The organism is Puia sp. (assembly GCF_035546395.1).
Classification (GTDB): domain Bacteria; phylum Bacteroidota; class Bacteroidia; order Chitinophagales; family Chitinophagaceae; genus Puia.
This window is the reverse complement of record NZ_DASZXR010000002.1, coordinates 705085-726486: the sequence shown is the minus strand read 5'-3', so window position 1 is coordinate 726486 and position 21402 is coordinate 705085. Positions and strand designations below refer to the sequence as shown.

Here is a 21402-nt window from a genome sequence, read left to right as displayed (position 1 = left end):
CTTTGGGTTTTCAGCGTTTGGACGTTGGGTACGGATTTTCGGAATTTGGACATTAGCAACGGTTTTCTACGGGATTGGATTTGAGGATACGATTCTTTGGGTTTTTCGGTTTGGGTTTTGGAATTGGGCTTCGGGGTACGGGTCTTCGGGCCTTGAATTTTTTGGTTCTTTGGATCAGGATCTTAGGGTTTGGTTTTTCTGGACTTGGATTCGGGTGCGATTTTTCTGGATCTGGATTCGGGTACGGTTTTTCTGGATCTGGATTTGGCTACGGATTTATTTGGACTTTAAAACGGTTCGTTGCTGTTGACAAGACAAAGATGCGGCGGGCGCGCCCGGTTTACAACTATTTGGACCGCGGATATGGATAGTTTGGCGATAAACTTAACTGTCGTTAGGAACAAGTACTTAGGGTAACGGGATTCCCGAAGGTTTTTCGTAAGTTTACGATAGCCTGTTTTTTAGTAAATGATTTGAAACCCTTATGTTTGCGCTGTCATTATAATGTGTAATAAATACACAAACATCAAAACTTTTGCGTATGCCCCTCCTTTCCTCTTGTTTCCGCCCGGTTCGCCGGATCGTCTTTCATTCCTTTTCGCTGGTTTTGTTCCTATTGGCGGTTGTGACCGGCCAGGCGCAGCGGCTGTCGTCGCCGAGTGGGGCGTTTCGCCTCGATTTCAGCCTTGGGGCGGATGGTGCGCCGGTGTATCACCTCTTTTATAAGGGGAAGGAAATTATCCGGCCGAGCCGGCTGGGGATCGAACTGAAGAATGACCTTCCCCTGACGGCCGGGTTTTCGATCGCGGATTCCGCGCGAAAGAGCTTTAATGAATCCTGGAACCCGGTGTGGGGTGAGGTCAAGACCATCGAGAACCACTACAATGAGCTGGCGATGACATTGGACCAGCAGGACTCGAAGCGGAGGTTGATCATACGGTTCCGGTTGTTTGACGACGGGCTTGGGTTCCGGTATGAGTTCCCGGCACAGCCCAATCTCGACTATTTTGTGATCAGGGAGGAGAAGACGCAGTTCGGGATGACGGGGGATCATACCGCGTGGTGGATACCCGGGGATTATGATACGCAGGAATACGACTATACTACCTCCAAGCTGTCGGAGATCCGGGGGCTGATGCGTACGGCCATTACGCCGAATGCTTCTTATACGCCCTTCTCCCCTACCGGGGTCCAGACCGCGCTGATGCTGAAGACGGCGGACGGCATCTATATCAACCTGCATGAGGCGGCGCTGATGAATTATCCGTGTATGTCGCTCAATCTCGACGACCGGAATTTTGTCTTCGAATCCTGGCTGACGCCGGATGCGCGGGGTGACAAGGGGAATATGCAGGCGCCTTCGGTGTCCCCCTGGCGGACCATTATTGCGAGCGACGATGCGCGGGATATCGTGGCTTCGAAGATGATCTACAACCTGAACGAGCCGTGCAAGCTGCCGGAGACCTCGTGGATCAAGCCCATGAAATATATGGGCGTGTGGTGGGAGATGATCACGGGGAAATCGACCTGGGCGTATACGGATGAGTTTCCTTCGGTGATACTTGGGAAGACCGATTATACCCACGCGAAGCCCAACGGCCGGCATGGCGCTAATGATGCGAACGTAAAGAAGGTGATAGATTTTGCATCAAAGAACGGCTTTGACGCCGTACTCGTCGAGGGCTGGAATGTAGGTTGGGAGGATTGGTTCGGGCATATGAAGGATCGGGTCTTCGATTTTGTGACGCCTTACCCCGATTTCCATTTAACCGAGTTGAGGGATTATGCCCATGCACATCATATCCAGTTGATCATGCATCACGAGACCTCGTCGTCGGTGCGCAATTACGAACGGAGCCTGGACACGGCGTTCCGGCTGATGAAAGAGAACGGGTATAATGCCGTGAAAACGGGTTATGTGGGCAATATTCTGCCGGCGGGGGAATATCATTACGATCAATGGATGATCAACCATTACCAGTATGTGGTGGAGAAGGCGGCTTCCTATCATATCATGGTGAACGGTCATGAGGCTGTGCGGCCGACGGGGCTTGCGCGGACCTATCCCAATATGATCGGCAACGAGTCGGCGCGGGGAACGGAGTACCAGGCGTTTGGCGGTTCGAAGCCGAACCATGTGACGATCCTGCCGTTCACGCGGTTGTTGGGCGGGCCGATGGACTATACGCCGGGCATCTTCGAGATGGATATCAGCAAGGTGAATCCCCATAACAATTCGCATTGCAACAGTACGCTGGCCAACCAGCTGGCGTTGTATGTGACGATGTATTCGCCCTTGCAGATGGCGGCCGACCTGGTGGAGAACTACGAGCGGTTCCCGGATGCCTTCCAATTTATCAAGGATGTGGCGGTGGATTGGGACGACAGCAAGTACCTGGAGGCCGAGCCGGGCTCCTATCTTACCGTGGCGCGGAATGCGAAGGGAACTGGGAATTGGTTCGTCGGATCGGTGAACGGGGATTCTTCGCGGGTCTCTTCGCTTTCCTTTGGGTTTTTGGCGCCGGGGAAGAAATACCTGGCGACGGTGTATGCGGACGGGCCGGGAGCGCATTATAAGACTAACCCGCAGGCTTATGTCATCCGGCGGTATGTGGTGACAGCTAACTCGCGGTTGCGGCAGTGGTGTGCACCGGGTGGTGGGTATGCGGTGAGTGTGGTAGAGGCGAAGCCGGAGGATATCAAGGGAATGAAGGTGTTATAGCCGGTTCCTTATTGCTTTCCGCCTATCTGCATCTTCCTTTTCGCGATCCCCTCAAAATGTACCTGTATACTTCGGGCAGGACGGAGATGCGGTGATCAGTGGCGTGGCGAACGTCCATAAATAAAGAACGGCTCCCTGCGAGGGGAGCCGTTCTGCTTTATCAGGCCTTGGTGCATTGCCCGTGCTTACAGCACTGGTCGCATTTAGCGCCGGTGCAGTTCTGTTTTGTGCAGTGGGTGCAGGTCTGTTTTTTTGCTTTTGCTTTGCCGCCGCCTGCGTATGCTGCGGGACCGGCGAGCATGAGGGCCGTCATGGCCAATACCATTGCCTTTCTCATCTTATTTGAGTTAAATGAATTGATCAATTGATTTGTCTTGTCGGAGAGGTCAGGCTGCGTTCGGGGGTTTCCAGCAGGAAGTGTGGTAGAGATGGACGTAAGAAGAGACCCAGAGGTTGTATTCTTTTGGCGGGTCTTGTTCTTCTACATTATAAGAGGGGGTATGCAGCAGCGTGACGTAACAGAGGGGACAGTTGAGGCAGCAGTCCTTGGGAGTGTTGCAGCCTTTGGAAGGCTTTGGGCACTGGCTTTGCTTTTGACAGCAGGAGTGGGTTGTTGGGGCTGTCGAGGCCTGGGGCGCCATACATGAATGGGCCATGATGCCTGGGGTAGCCAGGAATTCGATCCCGTAGAGCAGGACGCAAAGCGTTACTATAAATGCCTTCCATTGCAACTCATCAAAGGTACAAAATCCCTAATTTTGTTCTTGTGAAAATCTTCCTTTGCCTGTTCTCCTTGTACATTCTCGTTCTGGACGGCATACCCTGCTGTGCGAATGACGATTGCCGTACAGGCCGTAAGGAATGCTCCCAGCCTTGTTCCCCCTTTTTTGCTTGCGGTGGTTGCCATGGTTTTGTCGTCCCTTCTGTGGATTTGGCAACGCCGGCGCCGGAAACCGGGGCGGTGGTGAAGGTGGCATTTTACAAATGCCAGCCCCTTCCGGACTTTCATGCATTGATCTGGCAGCCACCCAGGTGTGCCCTTGCTTAGTCGAATTACCCCCTTTTTTACGCTGTAACTATTTCCTCGTCATGAAACAAGCCATCGGCTTTGTCCTGGCGCTGTGCCTGTCTGTGACCGGCATGGCGCAGTCCATTATAATTGTCCATATTCAAGATAACCAGACTGGGGAACCACTGCCCGGAGCTACTTTGTCGCTAAATGACAGACCCGTGACATCGGCCGATAGCACCGGGCGCGCGCGATTGCCGCGGATCGCCGCCGGACGGTATGTCCTTCGCGCCGGGCAGGTAGGTTATCAACCAACGACCGTTACCATCAATGTTCCTGTCCCGGGCGATACTCTTGTTGTCCGGCTGGCCCCCTTGCACGAGGAGATGGGTGAAGTTGTCGTTTCTTCGACCCGCAGCAGCCGGACCCTTCGCAATATTCCAACGCGCGTCGAAGTCATCAACGGCGAGGAGTTGGAAGAAAAAGGGAACATGCGGCCGGGCGATATCCGGATGATGCTGAACGAGACGACGGGTATCCAGACCCAACAGGTGTCCGCCACCTCGGCCAGCTCCAGCATCCGTATCCAGGGGCTCGACGGCCGGTATACGCAAATTCTCAAGGACGGCTTTCCGATGTATGCAGGATTCTCGGGAGGTCTCGGGCTGTTACAAACGCCGCCGCTGGATCTTAAACAGGTGGAGATCATCAAGGGGGCCAGCAGTACCCTTTATGGCGGCGGGGCCATTGCAGGACTTGTCAACCTTATCTCCAAAACGCCTGGCCCTGAGAGGGATCTGCGCATGCTTGTCAACGGGACTTCGGCCGGCGGATTGGACATCAATGGCTATTACGGGCAGCAGTTCAGCCGCGCCGGCGTCACTGTCTATGCATCGCAGAACAGCAGCCGGGCGTATGCCCCGGGTAATACCGTCTTCTCCGCCATTCCGCGGACCCAGCGCAATGTTATCGAGCCCAGGCTGTTTTTGAATATGGGTCCCAGGACCAAAATGATCGCGGGGGTCAGCGCTACCTGGGAGAACCGCCTGGGTGGGGACATCCGATACCTGGGAGGTAAAGGGGACAGTGTCCACAGCTATTACGAGCGAAACAAGAGCAGCCGGTGGTCCACGCAATTCAGCCTGGATCATCGACTGAACGACAATAGCAGCCTGACGTTCAAGAATGCCTATAACCATTTTGACAGGACGATGACTGTTCCCGGGACGACCTTCAATGGAAGCCAGTCCTCCACGTATACGGAGGCGGCTTTTCATCGCAAAGACGGTAAAAGCGACTGGGTTGCGGGGCTGAATCTTTATACCGATGCTTTTCGGGAGCATCCTCAAGACAGCTTCCCCAGCCGCAGCTATACCCAGACTACGGTCGGCGTCTTTGCGCAGAATACCTGGAAAGTTCGTTCCTGGCTTCAGACGGAAGCCGGCTTACGTGGAGACTACATTGCCGACTACGGTTGGGCTTTTCTTCCCCGGCTGTCCGTGCTTTTTCAGCTGGCTCCGAACCTAACGTCGCGGCTAGGTGGCGGTCTGGGCTACAAGACCCCTACCCTTTTTACCGAGGAGACCGAGCGGATCCAGTTCCGGAATGTGCTGCCGATACGTTCCGACTCCAACCGGCTGGAACGTTCGTATGGCTTCAATCTCGACTTCAACTACCGGCTTAGGATATCCGATAAGGCCAGTGTTAATTTCAATCAGCTGTTCTTTTATACGCGGATCGTCCATCCGCTCGAATTGAAAAATGCGGCAGGGGGCGACTATCGCCTGGTGAATGTACCCGGCTTCATCGACAGTAAGGGGTGGGAGACAAATGTAAAATTCAGCTATGACGATTTCCGTTGGTATATCGGGTATACGTTTACCGATGCTCATCTGAAAGAGACCACTGCTATCATGGAGAACCCGCTGACTGTCCGGAACCGGCTCAACAATGTGTTCCTGTACGAGATCGAGGACAGGCTGAAGATAGGCGTCGAGGCATACTATTACAGCTGGCAGGCGCTGACCGATGGCGGCCAGGGCAAGCCGTACTGGACCTTCGGGCTGATGGGTGAGCGGATATGGGGTTCTTTCTCCGTGTTCGTCAACTTCGAGAACATCACCGATACCCGGCAGACCCGATTTGACAGCATCTACACCGGTACCGTCACTCATCCCGTTTTCCGGGATATTTATGCCCCGTTGGATGGTTTTGTCGCCAATGGGGGAATCAAATTCAAATGGTAGCGCCGGGCGCTACAGGAGTTGGAGCAAATATCCCAGTACGGAGCCGCCGAGGATGACGAAGGCGCTGTTGACCTTCGGGAATCCGAAAACGACGATGGCGCCGGCCGCGGCGATGGCGACGGCGCGCCAGTCGGTAATAGTCGCGCGGCCAAAATCGATGCAGACGGTGAGGATGATCGCCACGGATGCGGCGTTGACCCCGTCGAGGAAGGCGGAGAACAGCTTTGACTTTCGCATCCGGGGGATGAGGGGGTGGGACAGCGCGACGAAGAGGAAGGAGGGCAGGAAGATGGCGAGGGTGGCGAGTGCGGCGGACTTCCAGCCGCCCATCTGCCAGCCGATGAAGGTCACCGAGGAGAAGACGGGGCCGGGGGTGAACTGGCCGACGGCGATGGCGTCGATGAGCACTTTGCGGGAGAGGAGGCCTTTTGCGACCAGTTCGCTGTCGAGGAAGGCGAAGAGGACGTAGCCGCTGCCGTAGAGGATGGCGCCGACCTTTAAGAAGGCGAAGAAGATGCGGGCGTTGGAGACTACGATGGCGGGGACCTGGAGGAGGATGGGGCCGAATCCTTGTAGGGTGTTGTCGCGATTGCGGGCGGCGAAGAACAGGAGGGTGCAGGCGCCGGCGCCGAACATGACGTAAATTTCGTTGACGCCGAAGAGGCCGATGACCAATGCGGCGATGGCGATGGCCCATAGCCATGCGTCTTTGAGGGCTCTTTTTGCCAGAGGCAGGGCTGCGGCGAGGATGACGGGGATGATGGCGGGTTTTATGCCGAAGATGAAGGCGGAGACCTGGGGCAGGCTGCCGTATTGCCGATATCCCCAGGCGATGATCGCGGTGATGACCACGGCGGGGCCGATGAAACAGGCGCCGGCGATGAGGAGGCCGCGCCAGCCGGCGCGTTCCTGGCCGATGTGGATCGCCATTTCGGTGCTGTTGGGGCCGGGGATGAGGTTAGTGGCGCCGATGAGATCGAGGAAGTGATCGTGGTCCATCCAGCGGCGTTTGTCGACGACTTCGCGTTGCATCATGGCGATGTGGGCGGCCGGGCCGCCGAAGGCGGTGAGGCCCAGGCGGAGGAAGAGGCGGAACAGTTGGCGCAGATGGTTCTTTGGAGCTTTTCGGGTTCGGCCGTTCGTTGTTGCTGTCATTGGTTCAGATCCTCCTTCTTTTTGCGTCCAGGGACCAGTTGCCGGCGCCCAAGAGAAGGACGGCCAGCAAGGTCAGCGTCATGGCGAAGTCAGTGCGGTAGTCATGGGCGAAGACCCAGAAGCCTTTTTCCATCCATTCGGGCCACTTTGTGGTTATGAAAGCGATGCACATGATGACGAGGAGGGGGATTGTGGCCGATCGGGTCAGCCAGCCGATGACCAGGAGCGAACCGCAGGCAATCTCGAAGCCGGCTGTAAAGGAGGCCCAGAAAGAGGGGTGGGAGAAACCAAGCTTTGCAAAGCGGCCGGCGCCCAGCGAGTCCCAAAAGAGAAATTTCTGGATGCCTTCTGTGAGGAAGACTAGGCCCGGCGTCCAGCGCAAAAGGAGCAGCGCGAGGGCGGACTGATTGGAGGTTTTGATCATCGTGATCGTTTGTGCGGTAAAAATGCGATAAGCGGGGGAGAAAGGATGGTCTATTTGAAATAATTACGGTAGGGGTGATGGGGTTAGGTCAGGACTGGCGGAAGGCCTGGGGGGTTTGGCCGGTGATGCGTTTGAAGTATTTAACGAAATGGGAGGGGTCTTTGAAGTCGAGACTGAAGGAAATCTCCGCGACGGTGCTGTTGGTGTACAGCAGGAGGCGTTTGGCCTCTGTTGCCAGGGAATTTTCGAGTATCCCGGTTGCGGGCAGGTCGACGGCTTTGCGGCAGGCGTTGTTGAGATTCTGCGGCGTGGTGTGCAGCAGATGGGCATAGTGTTGCACGGTTCGTTTCAATGTTTTTCCATTATCGAGCAAGTGCAGGAACTGATCGTACAGGCTGCCGGATTGGCGAATGGGTGGTACGGAGGGGCGGGCCAGGGCGATGAGTTTGCCCAGGAGCGCCTTCAGGATCCATTCCACCAGTTCGGGGACTTCTTCGTGGCTGGTGGGCAGTTCGTCCAGGAGGGCGGTCCACAAGGGTTCGACCGACCGGCTTTGTTCGAGCGGCAGGCAACTGTGCTCGCTGATGGAGGCGAAGAGGGAACGAAGGCGGCCATCGGTGAGTTGGTCTACGAAATCCTTGCGGATGATCAGGACATAGCCCTGGCCGGGGGTTGTCAACTCCCAGCAGTGCACTTGGTGCCTGCGGACGACGAAGAGTACGGGCGGCTGCACCGGATAGGGGCGGCCGTCGATGATATGGCTCCCTTCCCCTGCGTTGAGGAAGATCAGCTCGAAATATCCATTATGGCGGTGAGGTTCAGTGCACCGGATCGCCGGTTTGAAAGGGGTGACGGTGATTGCCGCGCGACCGCCGGATTTGTCTTTTATCGGGAGGCTGGTGATCATTTCGGCATTTGTGGCTACCCTGCAAACTACTGAAAGAATTTCAAATTGACCATGAACGCTTAGGGGATGGCTGGGTTTTGGCCGGCATGGTATATCGTTTGCGGCGGGTTTTGTATGAAAACTTACTTTTTTTTGGCCGGCGACCGCCGCCTTTTTGTCAAGCGCAGTTTACAGGCAGGCCTTGCGGGGGTTACGGGTATTTCCCTGTTGAGCGCCTGTTCGGGCGGGAAGGGCGAGGACAAGGATGTTTCCCCACCGGAGGACCTGATGCAGGAGCATGGTTTGCTCAACCGCATCTTATTGATCTATGATCATGAGCGGCATCAGGTGAGTTCCGGCCAGGTGGCGAACCTGCCGGCTTTGAATGCGGCGGCGGGGATCATCCGCCGCTTTGTGGAGGACTACCATGAGAAGCAGGAGGAGGACTACCTGTTTCCGAGATTCAAGAAGGCCGGGCAGCTGACGGACCTGGTGGATACTTTGCTTCGGCAGCACCAGGTGGGGCGGCGGATCACCGAACAGTTGATGCAGTTGACGAAGGGGCCGGCGCTGCGTACCGATGAGACGAAGCAGCTGGTTTCGTTGCTGACGGATTTCAATACGATGTACCGGCCGCATGAGGCGCGCGAGGATACGGTACTTTTCCCCGCGTTCCGGAAGCTGGTTTCGAAACATGAATACGACAGCCTTGGGGAGGAATTTGAAGATAATGAGCATAAGCATTTTGGTGGGGATGGGTTCGAGATGATGGTGGGTAAGGTTGCCGATATAGAAAAACAATTGGGCATTTACGATCTTGCCCAATTTGGCTAAATTAGCGGGGGTAAATCCGATCATCATTTCAACACCTACGCTATACGAATGGGCCGGCGGCGAAGAGGCCATCCAAAAGCTTTTCCGGATCTTTTACGATAAAGTGCTTAAAGACGAGCTGATTGGCCCGGTGTTTCGAAACATGTCGCCGGACCATCCCAGGCATGTAGGCCATTTTGTCGCCGAAGTATTTGGCGGTCCGAAGAAATACACGGGGGAGGACGGCGGCAGTCATGCGGTGATGATCGGCCATCATATCGGCAAAATGAGGATCGAATTGCCGGTTGCGCCGAAGAGATTTGGTTCGGTGGCGGTGGCCTTTGTGTTGTAGAGTTCGTTCGACCGATGCCTTATATTCCCGCCGACATCGACCAGGGCGCCCTGCCAGAGTCCTACGGAGATCCCCAGCCGATATTCCCGGGCTACCGGGATGGGGTGCACCGGCTTGAGCTGGCTTTTTAAAAAAAATTTGCAGGCTGAATAATTCATCGTAATATTACAATGAAACAATTGAACTATGGGGTTGACCAAATCGGAGATCTTTACAGATAAGCAGAACCGGCTGGCGGGGATGATGAAGGCGTTGGCGCATCCGGCGCGGATCGCGATCGTGCAGCACCTGATCAAGGCGAATGCGTGTATCAACGGGGATCTGGTGGAGGAGCTGGGGCTGGCGCAGCCGACCATTTCGCAGCATCTGAAGGAGCTGAAGAATGCGGGGTTGATCCAGGGGACGATCGAGGGGACGAGTATTTGTTACTGTATCGAACCGAAGGCGTGGGCGATGTATCAGAAGGAGATCGGGGCGTTGTTCTCTGCCTATAAAGGAGAAGACAACTGCTGCGGATGATCCGCCGGTTTTTTTTGATATGAATCATCGTAATATAGCAATATAAAAATAAAAGGCTATGAATTCCAAACATCGCATCCTGTTCGTCTGCATCCATAATTCTGCCCGCAGCCAGATGGCAGAAGCCTTCCTCAATAAATACGGCGAGGGTGTCTTTGAAGCCGAAAGCGCCGGCCTCGAACCAGGCACTCTTAATTCCAACGTTGTTGCCGTAATGAAGGAATCAGGCATAGATCTCACCGGGAAGCCTACCCAGTCTGTCTTCGATCTCTTTCGAAAAGGGAGCCGATACAATGCCGTTATTACCGTGTGTGACCGGGAAGCCGCAGAGCGGTGCCCCATCTTTCCAGGTATCGTCAAACGCCTTGCATGGTCCTTTCCGGACCCGTCTGTCTTCACCGGTTCGCAGGAAGAAATCCTCGGGCAGACCCGTGCCGTCCGGGACGAGATCGAGGAGCAGATCAAAAAATTCGTTCAGGAGGCAAGCCAACTTAGCTATTGGGTACCGGTAACCGAACCTGCAAATTAAAAATATTCCTCACCAACAAAATATCAATAAATGGAAACGACCGAACAAATAAAGGACATGGTCCGCGAGAAATACAGCGCTATTGCCCAGCAAGACAAAGAGACCAATCAATCCTCGTGTTGTGGCTCGGGGTGTTGTTCCACGGAGGTGTACAATATCATGAGCGATGATTACAGTGCTTTGGAGGGCTATAATCCTGAAGCCGATCTTGGATTGGGTTGCGGGTTGCCGACGCAATTCGCTCAGATCAGACCGGGTGATACAGTGATCGACCTGGGATCGGGAGCGGGGAACGATTGTTTTATTGCGCGGAGGGAGACGGGTGAGACGGGGAAGGTGATCGGGATCGATTTTACTCCGGCGATGGTTGATAAAGCGCGTGGGAATGCGGAGAAACTGGGATTCAATAATGTCGAGTTCCGGCAGGGCGATATCGAGAAAATGCCGGTGGGTTCGAATCTGGCGGATGTGGTGGTTTCGAACTGTGTGTTGAACCTGGTGTCGGATAAAGCAGGGGTGTTTGCGGAGATATTCCGGGTGTTGAAGCCGGGTGGGCATTTCAGTATTTCGGATATTGTGCTGGTGGGTGAGCTGCCGGCGAAGATAAGGGAGGCGGCGGAGATGTATGCAGGATGTATCGCGGGCGCCATCGCGCGGGATGCCTACCTCGGGTTGATCGGCGCTGCGGGGTTTGAGGGGATCAGTCTGCAGAAGGAGAAAGTGATCACGGTGCCGGAGGATATATTGGGCCAATATCTGAGTTCGGAAGAGATTGCGATCTTTAAGACTTCGGGGACGGGAATTTATAGTATTACGGTGTACGCCGAGAAACCGGCAGCTTGCTGCGGGCCGAATTGCTGCTCCTGAAACCATTTGCATGATCAGAAGAGGAGTTGCTGAAATTATCGGAACGTTTGCGCTGGTCTTTTGCGGGACCGGCGCCATTGTGATCGACAAGGCGTCGGGCGGGGCGGTGACGCACGTGGGGGTGGCCGTTACGTTTGGGCTTGTGGTGATGGCGATGATCTATGGTCTTGGCGAGATCTCGGGCGCGCACCTGAACCCGGCGGTGAGCATTGCTTTTACGCTTGCGGGGAGGCTGCCGGCTGGGGCGTTGAGCTTTTATATCGTCAGCCAGGTGACGGGTGCGTTATTAGCCAGCGGGGTGTTGCGGTTGTTGTTCCCGGGTGATGCGCTGCTTGGCGCGACGTTGCCTGCGGGTACGGACCTGCAATCCTTTGTCCTCGAGGTGATCCTCACGTTCTTCCTGATGCTGGTCATCATGGGAGTTTCGACGGGCCCGAAAGAACAGGGGCTGTTTGCGGGGATCGCCATCGGATCGGTGGTGTTGCTGGAGGCGATGTTTGCGGGGCCGATCTGCGGCGCCTCGATGAACCCGGCCCGGTCGCTGGCGCCAGCGGTGGTTTCGGGTCATCCTGAACATCTTTGGATCTATCTAACGGCACCCATTATGGGCGCGGCCTGTGCGATACCAACCTGGAACTATTTAAATCACAAAAAATGAAAATTGCGCTTTTTTCGGACATTCACGCCAACCTGCCAGCGCTCGAGGCATTCTTTGCGAGCATCGACCAACAGAAGCCGGATGCTATCTATTGCCTGGGGGACCTGGTGGGTTATAATGTCTGGCCTAACGAGGTGACCGATGCCATTCGGGGCCGGGGCATCCCTACCCTTGCGGGCAACTATGATTTTGGGGTGGGCAGGGCGAGTGATGACTGCGGGTGTGCCTACAAGACTGACGAAGAAAAGGCGAATGGCGCCGTTTCCATTTCCTATACGAACCAGGTGGTTGGGGACGAACAGCGGGCTTATCTGCGGACGCTGCCGTCGCATATCCGGCTGGAGTTTCAGCTCAACCAGGACCGGCTCAACCTGCTGCTGGTGCATGGGAGTCCGCGGCGGGTCAACGAATATCTTTTCGAGGACCGGGAGGAGAAGAGCCTGCAACGGATCCTGCACGATGCCGACGCGGATATCCTGTGTTTTGGGCATACCCATAAGCCTTATCACCGGATCCTTACCGATGGCGTTGGTGAATGGGAACGATACCGGCATGCGATCAATATCGGATCGGTCGGCAAGCCGAAGGATGGGGACACCCGGGGAGGCTATGTCCTGTTGCATTTTTCTGAGCAGACCAGCGTGCTGGTGAAGGATAGCCTGCGGGTGGAGTTTGTCCGGTTTGACTACGATGTGGAGAAGGCGGCCAGGGCGGTGGAAGGGAGTCCGTTGCCGAATGCGTTTGCGGAGGCGTTGCGGCTGGCCCGATAACATTTGGTAAATTGCTTATCAATCGCCTGCAAAACTCCGGATGAAGTATCTGACCCGCACCATTTGGATCCTTTCAATGATCAGCCTGTTGACCGATGTGGCCAGCGAGATGTTGTATCCCATCCTGCCGATCTATCTGCGCAGTATCGGCTTCACTGCGTTGCTTATCGGAATCCTCGAAGGACTGGCGGAGGCAACGGCCGGGCTAAGCAAGGGATATTTCGGCAAACTGTCGGACCATACCGGCAAGCGGACTCCCTTTATTCGACTTGGGTATGGCCTAAGCGCCTTGTCCAAGCCCATGATGGCTGTCTTCACCTATCCCCTTTGGATCTTACTTGCACGAACCTTCGACCGTCTTGGAAAAGGGATACGCACCGGCGCGAGGGACGCGTTGCTATCAGATGAAGCCACAAAGGAGACGAAGGGCAGGGTTTTCGGTTTTCATCGTAGTATGGACACCCTTGGCGCCGTCATTGGACCGGCCTTCGCGCTGGTCTGGTTAAACTATCACCCGGGTCGCTATAGATGGTTGTTCCTGGTAGCGTTCATCCCCGGACTCCTTGCCATTCTCTTCACCTTTGCATTGAGGGAGAAAGCTCCTGCGCCGCGTGAGGGGAAGGGACCGGGAGGTCTTTTTTCTTTTCTTCGTTACCTGCCGGTAAGTCCGCTTCCCTACCGGAAACTCGTCGCCGGCCTTTGGATATTCACCCTGGTAAACAGCTCGGATGTATTCCTATTGTTAAGAATGAGGCAAACGGGCCATGGCGACACGGCAACGATCGGAGTCTATATATTCTATAACCTGGTATATGCGCTATGCGCCTTTCCGCTGGGCGGGCTGGCTGACCGTATGGGCCTGAAGAAGGTTTTCCTGGCGGGCTTGCTATTGTTCGGTCTTGTCTATGCGGGGATGGCTATCCCGGGCGGTTTGGCGTGGTATTTTCTCTTATTCTTCCTGTATGGCCTATACGCCGCCGCCACGGAAGGCATCACCAAGGCCTGGATCAGTAATATCACCGACCAAAAAGACACGGCAACGGCCATCGGGACCTTTACCGGTATCCAAAGCATCTGTGCATTACTCGCCAGCACGCTGACCGGATGGATCTGGACCCGTTACGGCGCCGCCCCGGCGTTCCTTATCACTTCCGTAACGTCGATGATGGTATTTATCTATACCTGGATTAACGTCCGCCCGGACAAGGGGCAGCCGACGGGGTACCGGTGAGCGGCGGAATCCATTCAGAATTCCTACAGCTTTATTTTACAATTGCATAATACCGGGCTTGAGGGGGAACGGGCCTGGGGGTGTAGCATTGCGGTGTTAATCCACCGAATTTGAACCTGCTTATTATCGAGGACGAGCCCGAGCTGTCGAGGAATATCAGTCATTATCTGCTGCAGAGCCTGTATGTCTGTGAGACGGCGGCCGATATGCGGACGGCACAGGACAAGCTGGCGCATGGTCATTATGATTGTATCATCCTGGACATCGGGTTGCCGGATGGCAGCGGGCTGGACCTGCTGAAGCAGCTGAAGCGTAGCGATCAGGCGGATGGGGTGGTGATCATTTCCGCGCGGAATTCGCTGAATGACAAGGTTGCGGGACTGAAGCTGGGAGCGGACGACTATCTTACCAAGCCTTTTCACCTGGCCGAGCTGTCGGCGAGAGTGAATGCGGTGATCCGGCGGCGGGCCTTTGATGGCAGGAGCCTGCTTACGCTGGGGCGATTGACGATCGACCTGGTGGCGATGACGGCGAGCACGGAGGCGGGGGAGCTACCGCTGACGCGGAAGGAATATGAGCTGCTCGTCTATTTTGTCCACAACCGGAACCGGGTAGTGACGAAAGAATCGATCGTGGATCATTTGTGGGAAGCGTCGGTGCATTTGACGGACAACTTCGATTTTATCTATTCTCATATCAAGAACCTGCGCAAGAAGCTCGCCGATGCGGGCTGCCCGGACTATATCCGGAGCGTGCATGGGATGGGTTATAAACTTTCCATTTGAAACTTACGACGCAATATTACCGGCATATCGTTCCGGCGGTGACGGTGTTGTTCCTGGCGGTGATCGTCAGCTCGTTCTTCCTGATCCGGCTGACGTTGCAGACCGAGCTGGATTCGATACTGCTGCGAAGCAAGCTGCGGGTGGAGGCCTATGTGCGGGCGAATGGGCGGCTGCCGGAGGTGAGTACCTTCAACGATCAGCAGATCCATTTTCGCCGGGTGGCTGCGTTGCGGGACAGCGTCCTGAGCGATACGATGCAATATATCCCCGAGCAACTGAAGAACCATATCTCGCGGAAGCTGTGCTTTACGCTGCTGTTGCATGATCAGCCCTGGGAGGTGACGATCAGTGAGCCGCTGGAGGGCACCCGGCATCTGACCATCCTTATCGCGAAGATCGCGATCGTTACGATCCTGGTGACGTTGTTCCTTTTTGTGCTGATCAACCGGAGTGTGCTCCGGCGGTTGTGGCGGCCTTTTTACCGGAGCCTGGAGCTGATCCAGGAATTCAAGGTGGACGAACCGGGGCGCCCGGTGTATCCCGAGTCGCCGATCGAGGAGTTCCGGCTGATGAACCAGCATTTCTCCCAGGCGGCGGAGAATGCGAACCGGGACTATCGCAACCTGAAAGAATTCAGCGAGAATGCTTCGCATGAGCTGCAAACGCCGCTGGCGATCATCCGGGGGAACCTGGACCTGCTGGTGCAGGAACCGATGACGGACCGGCAGAGCGAGTTGCTGGAAGGCATTTATGGGTCGGTGCGGCGGATGACGCGGTTACAGGAGTCGTTGTTGTTGTTGACGAAGATCGATAACCGGCAATTTACTTCCATTCATACCATCAGGCTGGATCTGCTATTGCAGGACAAGCTGCAACAGCTGCAGGAGCTCTTGCATGCGCGGAGCCTGCGCAGTCATTTTGAGCTGGCGGAGACCTCCCTTGCGGCGAACCGGGAATTGATGGATATTTTGCTGAACAATCTTTTTAGCAATGCCATCCGGCATAATGTGGCCGATGGGGAGATCCGGGCGCAGCTGGGCGAGCGATGCCTGAGGGTGAGCAATACGGGGATGGGGGAAGCGCTTGATGAGAGCCGGATCTTCCGCCGCTTTTACAAGAACGGCGCGAAGGCGGAGAACAACGGATTGGGGTTATCCATTATCAAACAGATCTGCGATACGACGGCGATGCGGGTGGGATATGAGTTTGCGGAGGGGTGGCATTCCTTTGTCATTTCGTGGTGATTTCCTATATCATTACGTGGTGATTTCCTTTATCATTTCGTGGTGAGCTGCCGGGTGGTGCGGGCGATGGAGGAGTCCATGAAGCCGGTGTATCTCATGACGCCGGCGGAATCGATGTACAGGAGGGTGCTGTCTTTTATTGCTCTGTCCTTGTTTTTGAGGTAATAGGCGCAAGCGACGAGGGAACCGTAGCTGTGGGTAGTGTCGCCTTTGCCGATGGCTTTTGAAATCGAGTCGATCTCGTGCTCCATCACCCGGATCTCGTAGCGGTAGAAGGCCATGCTGTCGCGGTCGTTCTTTGCCGCGGCGCCGGCCAGCTGGGCCTTTACGCGATTGTATTCCCTGACATAGACGGTATCGTCGATGATGCGGGCGAGACGTTCGTTGACGGGGACGTTCCAGATGATCCTTACCGAGTCGAGGGTGATGGTCGAGTCGATCCTTGCCAGGTGATTGGTGAAGGCTGTGGTGAGCTGGGCGGTGAGGGGTTTTTTCGGGGTGCAGGCTATGAGGGCGCCAGCCAGTATGGCCAGGGGGAGGCATTTTCTCATGAGCAATCGATTTCCAATTAAGATACGAAATTTTTGCGACCCGGCATTTCGATCGGAGGGTGGCCGGAAGGAGTATTGCCATGAGGGCAAGTACGAGAATACGATGGCGCATGCAGAGTTGGTTTTTGGTGGCAAAGTGCCTTGGATAAGGGCAACCGGAGGGAGATAAAGGGTGAACCGAGTAAAAAATAAACTGCGGCCAGGATCACCCTTAGGGATGGTTAGAGTGTCTTATAGGAAAACTGCTATATGATGGAATCGCTCTGGAAGGTCCTGGTCTCGATCGGGGGACGTTACCTGGTATTCGCCGGTCTGCTCTACGGGGTATTTTATGTGTGGAGGGGGCATCCCTGGAAGCGCCTGAAGATCCAGGTCAAGGAACCGAAAAAGGGGATCGTGATCATGGAATTCCTGTACAGCGCGCTGACGATCAGTATTTTTTCGGTGGTCATCTGGTGGCTGGTGTACTCCCCTTTCCACAAACATACGCGGGTGTATGACCGGAAGGAGGAGTTTGGAATGCTGTGGTTCTGGGCCAGTATCGTCATCAGCATCTTCGTCCACGACACCTATTTCTACTGGACGCACCGGTTGATGCACTGGAAGCCGATCTTCCGATATGCCCATCATGTCCATCACAGGAGCCACAACCCTACCCCGTTGGCCGCCTATTCCTTTCATCCTTTGGAAACGATCGTCGAATTGGGTGTGGTCCCGCTGATCGTGTTCACGATGCCGATCCATCCCTCGGCGCTGATCATTTTCGGCATCTATATGATCGTGATGAATGTGACGGGGCACCTGGGTTACGAGCTGTACACGAAGAAATTCATGCAGAGCCGTTGGCTGAAATACTTCCATAACACGTCGACGCACCATAATATGCATCACAAGTACAGTCACTGTAACTACGGGCTGTATTTCAATTTCTGGGACCGGATCATGGGGACGAACCATCCGAAATACGAGGAGACCTACCTGGCGATCTATGACCGGGAGGCAGAGCGTGGGAATGCGGCCGATGTTACGCCGCGCGCGGGCGCTGCGCGGATCGTGCATCTGAAGGTTGCCGAGGGGAAAGAATAAGGCGGGTTTTTGCTGCGGCGGATCGAAAATGCGTAGATTAGCCCGATGTTACCCGAAGACCAGATCAACTTTTTTTTAGCGCATTTCAAGGAGCTGGAGGCCGCCGACCTCAGGGGATTGCCGGAACTTGCGCAGGAGCGGACGCTCGCCGCCGGGGAGGTGTGGTTACCGCCGGGGGAGGTGACCCGAAAACTGGCGTATATCCGTAGAGGGCTTATCCGGTCCTGGCGGATTGGGGAGAACGATGAAGAAGCGACGCTGTTGCTGCGATGGGAAGATCAGTTCGTTGCCCCGCTCGAGAGTCTGCTCGGGGCCAAACCTTCCCGGTACACCTTTACGGCGATAGAGGAGACGACGCTGATCGAGCTGAAGGACGAAGCCTGGGCGATGATCGACCGGAATCCGAGACTTTCGGCGTTGCGCGGCCAGGTGTTGCTGTTGATGCTGGGGCAGGCGATGGACCGGGTGGAGTCCTTTGTGCTACTGTCGCCGGAGGAGCGCTACCGGAAGCTGGTGGCGGAAAAACCCGATATCGTCAACCGGGTGCCGGACAAATACCTTTCGACCTATCTTGGGGTCACGCCGGTGTCGCTGAGCCGGATCCGGCGGAGGATGGCGCGCCGCTAATTATCCTTTGTTAATTGACTTGCGCAGGGGCCGTCGGTACCTTTAGTACCAAAACAGACAGTCATGCAGAGCATCGTACACATCTTTGGGGCCGCCTACGGATATACGCTGGCGCGTTATTTCGTGATCGCGGGCATTCCGTTCATCCTCTTTTATATTCTATTCCGCGACCGGTTCAGAAAGAACAAGATCCAGCCGCGGCAGGCCCGGCGAAAGGATTTTGTCCGGGAGGTGTTGTATTCGATCATGTCAAGCGGCGTATTGTCGGCGGAGGCGGCGCTGGTGCTGTTCACCCCGTTGCGGCAGTATACGTTGATCTATGTGAAGGCGGATGAATATCCGCTTTGGTGGATACCGATGAGCCTGGTCATCAGCCTTGTGATCCACGACACTTATTTTTATTGGATGCACCGGGCGGTGCATCATCCGGCGATCTTCCGGTTTGTGCACCTGGTGCATCACCAGAGTGTCAATCCTTCGCCCTGGTCGGCCTATTCTTTCCATTTCCTGGAGGCGGTGGCGGAAGGGGCCATCGTGTTGATCCTTGCCTTTGTGTTGCCGATGAATGTGGTGACGGTGATCCTGTTCACCATCACCAGCTTCATCATCAATGTGTACGGTCATCTTGGGTATGAGGTGATGCCGAGGGGGTTGCGGAAATCGTGGTGGTTCGGGGTAATCAACACGTCGGTGTATCACAACCTGCATCACAGCAAGTTCAAAGGCAATTACAGTCTGTATTTCCGTCATTGGGACCGGTGGATGGGGACGGAGCACCCGGAGTACGAGGAGTTGTATGACCGGGTGCAAGCGCGGAGGTTCGGCGACGGTCCCGGACCTCGTTGAGGAGCAATACTCTTGCTTCGAGCAGGCGGGCGTAAGTGTCGCCGATGGGCACCTGGGCGCCGTCTTCGCCGATCGCCAGGCGACGGTCGAAGGAGGATAACCAGTCCAGCGACACGATGAAGGCGCGGTGAACGCGGCAGAAGTCCTTTGCCGGGAGCGTCTCTTCAATCCTCGTCAGTGTGACGAGGGCCATGTAGCGGCCGCCGTTCCGCAGCCGGATCAGCGAATAGTTCTTGCGGGATTCGATATAGGTGATGTCCGTCAATTTGATCTTCAGGTGTTTTCCTTCATGACGGATGAAGAAATACTTCGGTGGCAGTGCAGTCGTTCTCATTTTTTTTGTTTTTCGCCTGCAAAGATATGTGACTGTTTTTTGCTAACAAACGTTTGTAAGTATATTTTATGACCGGCCTCTTTTCGATTTCTTTTTTCTGACGGGAAGGTCGAGTGCGTAGGCGGTTTCGACCTTCCCTTCGGAGAGCACGAACATGGTCTCGACGCCGGCGATGTTGGGCAGGGTGGCGAGGCGGTCCATCAGGAAGGCGTTGTATTCCTTCATATCGTGGCTGGCGACCTTGAGCAGGAAGTCGAACTGTCCTGTGAGGTGGTAGCACTCCATCACTTCGGCGAATTTCACGGCTTCGCGTTCGAAGCCGCGGAGTGCTGTTTTGGAATGTTCTTTCACTTTCACGATGGTGAAGGCGAGCAGGTGGTTACCGATGGCTTCGCGGTCGACCAGGGCGACGTAGCGGCGGATCACGCCGCGGGCTTCCAGGCTATGGATGCGTTCGTATACGGCGGTAACGGACATTCCCACTTTATCGGCGAGTTCCTTATTGGTCACTTTTGCGTCATGCTGTAAGAGTTGCAGAAGCCGGATGTCGAGGGGGTCTAGGTCGTCCAACATAGTGATAAATTTTTTTCGGCCGCGAGGCATTCCAGGAGGGTCGATAGGAAAATTATGCGGCCGGATGAGATAGTTTTAGTTTTTTTTTCGGTCCATTGGCAATTTATCAAAAAAATCAACAATTCAATCCAATTTTGCACCCTAATTGTTTGCCATGAAAAAAGACAACATCCTTGTGGTGGGCGCCTGTGGGCAGATCGGTACGGAGCTTACTGCCGCCTTGCGCCGCCAGTATGGGGATTTCCATGTGATTGCCGCCGATGTCCGGCCGGCCACTCCGCAGTTGGAGGCCGAAGGGCCTTATGAACAGTTCGATGTATTGAATGCCAAGACGGTGGCGGCGGTGATCAACCGCCATGATATCACGCAGGTGTACCTGTTGGCGGCATTGCTTTCCGCGACGGGGGAGCAGCAGCCGCAGAAGGCCTGGCAGTTGAACACGCAGGGTCTGCTCAACATTCTCGAGCCGGCGAGAGAAAAGAAGGTAGCGCGGATATTCTGGCCGAGCACGATTGCCGTCTTCGGTCCGGATGCGCCGAAGAGCAACTGTCCACAGGAGGCGCGTCTCCTGCCTTCGACGATGTATGGCGTCAGCAAGGCCGCGGGTGAAAATCTCTGCCAGTATTATTTTTCGAAATACGGAGTGGACGTGCGCAGTCTGCGCTACCCGGGGTTGATCAGTTACCAGGCGCAGCCTGGGGGAGGCACGACCGATTATTCGGTCGATATCTTTCACCAGGCGGTGGCGCGAGGCAGTTACACCTGTTACCTGGGACCCGATACGCGGTTGCCGATGTTGTATATGCCGGATGCGATCCGGGCAACGATGGAGCTGATGGAGGTTCCGGCGGCGAGCCTTAGTGTCCGGACCTCCTACAATCTTGGCGGGCCCAGTTTTACGCCCCGGGAGCTTGCGGCGGCGATTACTGCTCATCTCCCTGATTTTTCCATCGATTATCAACCGGATTTCCGCCAGGCCATCGCCGACAGCTGGCCCAGGAGCATCGACGATATGGCTGCGAGGAGGGACTGGGGTTGGGAATATCAATATGGGCTTTCGGCCCTTACGCGGGATATGCTCATCCATATTGCCCGGCGATCGGGCGCCGATCCGGCCCGGCTGGCGAAGCTTTCCGCCATTAATTTTTTTTAATTCTTCCACATCAATCATTTAA

23 protein-coding genes and 1 pseudogene are annotated in these 21402 nt (G+C 55.4%); 16 read left to right on the top strand and 8 right to left on the bottom strand.

Annotated elements, in window-relative coordinates; genetic code table 11:
* The first annotated feature begins 541 nt into the window (after positions 1–541).
* Positions 542–2722 (top strand): glycoside hydrolase family 97 protein, encoded by a 2181-nt coding sequence (locus VHE34_RS04105; protein ID WP_325584877.1) that lies wholly within the window; start codon positions 542–544, stop codon positions 2720–2722.
* Positions 2723–2882: 160 nt separating this feature from the next.
* Here VHE34_RS04105 and VHE34_RS04100 read toward each other — a convergent pair whose 3' ends face one another.
* Positions 2883–3059, bottom strand: coding sequence for a hypothetical protein (locus VHE34_RS04100; RefSeq protein WP_325584875.1), 177 nt, complete (start codon positions 3057–3059; stop codon positions 2883–2885).
* A 49-nt stretch (positions 3060–3108) separates the two neighbouring features.
* Positions 3109–3453 (bottom strand): hypothetical protein, encoded by a 345-nt coding sequence (locus VHE34_RS04095; RefSeq protein ID WP_325584873.1) that lies wholly within the window; start codon positions 3451–3453, stop codon positions 3109–3111.
* A gap of 358 nt (positions 3454–3811) precedes the next feature.
* Between VHE34_RS04095 and VHE34_RS04090 the strand changes: the two genes are divergently transcribed.
* Positions 3812–5977, top strand: a complete 2166-nt coding sequence (locus tag VHE34_RS04090) for a TonB-dependent receptor (RefSeq protein ID WP_325584871.1) — start codon at positions 3812–3814, stop codon at positions 5975–5977.
* Between the two features lie 9 nt (positions 5978–5986).
* On the opposite strand, the gene chrA is transcribed toward VHE34_RS04090, so the two are convergent.
* The 3 genes from chrA to VHE34_RS04075 all read right to left on the bottom strand — a co-directional run bounded on the left by chrA (position 5987) and on the right by VHE34_RS04075 (position 8463).
* Positions 5987–7132 (bottom strand): chromate efflux transporter, encoded by a 1146-nt coding sequence (chrA, locus tag VHE34_RS04085; protein WP_325584869.1) that lies wholly within the window; start codon positions 7130–7132, stop codon positions 5987–5989.
* Positions 7133–7136: 4 nt separating this feature from the next.
* Positions 7137–7556 (bottom strand): DoxX family protein, encoded by a 420-nt coding sequence (locus VHE34_RS04080; protein WP_325584867.1) that lies wholly within the window; start codon positions 7554–7556, stop codon positions 7137–7139.
* A gap of 88 nt (positions 7557–7644) precedes the next feature.
* Complete coding sequence (locus VHE34_RS04075) at positions 7645–8463, bottom strand: helix-turn-helix transcriptional regulator (protein WP_325584865.1); 819 nt, start codon at positions 8461–8463, stop codon at positions 7645–7647.
* 114 nt (positions 8464–8577) lie between these two features.
* Here VHE34_RS04075 and VHE34_RS04070 point away from each other — a divergent pair, with 114 nt between their 5' ends.
* The 10 genes from VHE34_RS04070 (at position 8578) to VHE34_RS04025 (ending at position 16210) form a co-directional block, all read left to right on the top strand.
* Positions 8578–9276, top strand: coding sequence for a hemerythrin domain-containing protein (locus tag VHE34_RS04070; protein ID WP_325584863.1), 699 nt, complete (start codon positions 8578–8580; stop codon positions 9274–9276).
* A complete protein-coding gene (locus VHE34_RS04065) occupies positions 9269–9607 on the top strand; it encodes a hypothetical protein (protein WP_325584861.1) in 339 nt (112 codons plus the stop codon). Before VHE34_RS04070 ends, VHE34_RS04065 begins: the two co-directional genes overlap by 8 nt.
* A 186-nt stretch (positions 9608–9793) precedes the next feature.
* Positions 9794–10126, top strand: coding sequence for a metalloregulator ArsR/SmtB family transcription factor (locus VHE34_RS04060; protein ID WP_325584859.1), 333 nt, complete (start codon positions 9794–9796; stop codon positions 10124–10126).
* Positions 10127–10184: 58 nt separating this feature from the next.
* Positions 10185–10655 carry an arsenate reductase ArsC gene (locus VHE34_RS04055; protein WP_325584857.1) on the top strand — a complete coding sequence of 157 codons (471 nt, stop codon included), beginning with the start codon at positions 10185–10187 and terminating at the stop codon, positions 10653–10655.
* Positions 10656–10685: 30 nt separating this feature from the next.
* Positions 10686–11522: an arsenite methyltransferase gene (locus VHE34_RS04050; protein ID WP_325584855.1), complete on the top strand. Its 837-nt coding sequence runs from the start codon at positions 10686–10688 to the stop codon at positions 11520–11522.
* A gap of 10 nt (positions 11523–11532) precedes the next feature.
* The gene (locus tag VHE34_RS04045; protein ID WP_325584853.1) at positions 11533–12180 is read left to right on the top strand and encodes an aquaporin; all 648 of its coding nucleotides are present in this window, start codon (positions 11533–11535) and stop codon (positions 12178–12180) included.
* Complete coding sequence (locus tag VHE34_RS04040; RefSeq protein ID WP_325584851.1) at positions 12177–12950, top strand: metallophosphoesterase family protein; 774 nt, start codon at positions 12177–12179, stop codon at positions 12948–12950. The genes VHE34_RS04045 and VHE34_RS04040 overlap by 4 nt, the downstream gene beginning before the upstream one ends.
* A 40-nt stretch (positions 12951–12990) precedes the next feature.
* A complete protein-coding gene (locus tag VHE34_RS04035) occupies positions 12991–14181 on the top strand; it encodes an MFS transporter (protein WP_325584848.1) in 1191 nt (396 codons plus the stop codon).
* 110 nt (positions 14182–14291) lie between these two features.
* Positions 14292–14966 (top strand): response regulator transcription factor, encoded by a 675-nt coding sequence (locus VHE34_RS04030; RefSeq protein WP_325584846.1) that lies wholly within the window; start codon positions 14292–14294, stop codon positions 14964–14966.
* On the top strand, positions 14963–16210 hold the full coding sequence (locus tag VHE34_RS04025; RefSeq protein WP_325584844.1) for a HAMP domain-containing sensor histidine kinase: 1248 nt from the start codon (positions 14963–14965) through the stop codon (positions 16208–16210). Before VHE34_RS04030 ends, VHE34_RS04025 begins: the two co-directional genes overlap by 4 nt.
* Before the next feature lie 32 nt (positions 16211–16242).
* Here the strand turns inward: VHE34_RS04025 and VHE34_RS04020 are convergent, their stop codons facing one another.
* Complete coding sequence (locus VHE34_RS04020) at positions 16243–16761, bottom strand: hypothetical protein (RefSeq protein WP_325584843.1); 519 nt, start codon at positions 16759–16761, stop codon at positions 16243–16245.
* Between the two features lie 249 nt (positions 16762–17010).
* Here VHE34_RS04020 and VHE34_RS04015 point away from each other — a divergent pair, with 249 nt between their 5' ends.
* From VHE34_RS04015 to VHE34_RS04005, 3 genes and pseudogenes are all read left to right on the top strand, one after another.
* Entirely contained in the window at positions 17011–17847 is an 837-nt protein-coding gene (locus tag VHE34_RS04015; RefSeq protein WP_325584841.1) for a sterol desaturase family protein, read from the top strand.
* 45 nt (positions 17848–17892) lie between these two features.
* On the top strand, positions 17893–18474 hold the full coding sequence (locus VHE34_RS04010) for a Crp/Fnr family transcriptional regulator (RefSeq protein WP_325584839.1): 582 nt from the start codon (positions 17893–17895) through the stop codon (positions 18472–18474).
* 63 nt (positions 18475–18537) lie between these two features.
* A pseudogene (locus VHE34_RS04005) lies at positions 18538–19185 on the top strand (sterol desaturase family protein); the annotation flags it as partial.
* Positions 19186–19192: 7 nt separating this feature from the next.
* Here VHE34_RS04005 and VHE34_RS04000 read toward each other — a convergent pair.
* Both VHE34_RS04000 and VHE34_RS03995 read right to left on the bottom strand, forming a co-directional pair.
* A complete protein-coding gene (locus tag VHE34_RS04000; protein ID WP_325584837.1) occupies positions 19193–19654 on the bottom strand; it encodes a LytTR family DNA-binding domain-containing protein in 462 nt (153 codons plus the stop codon).
* A gap of 66 nt (positions 19655–19720) precedes the next feature.
* Positions 19721–20227 carry an Lrp/AsnC family transcriptional regulator gene (locus tag VHE34_RS03995; protein ID WP_325584835.1) on the bottom strand — a complete coding sequence of 169 codons (507 nt, stop codon included), beginning with the start codon at positions 20225–20227 and terminating at the stop codon, positions 19721–19723.
* A 154-nt stretch (positions 20228–20381) separates the two neighbouring features.
* Here VHE34_RS03995 and VHE34_RS03990 point away from each other — a divergent pair, with 154 nt between their 5' ends.
* Positions 20382–21380, top strand: a complete 999-nt coding sequence (locus VHE34_RS03990; protein ID WP_325584833.1) for an NAD-dependent epimerase/dehydratase family protein — start codon at positions 20382–20384, stop codon at positions 21378–21380.
* The last annotated feature ends 22 nt before the right edge of the window (positions 21381–21402 follow it).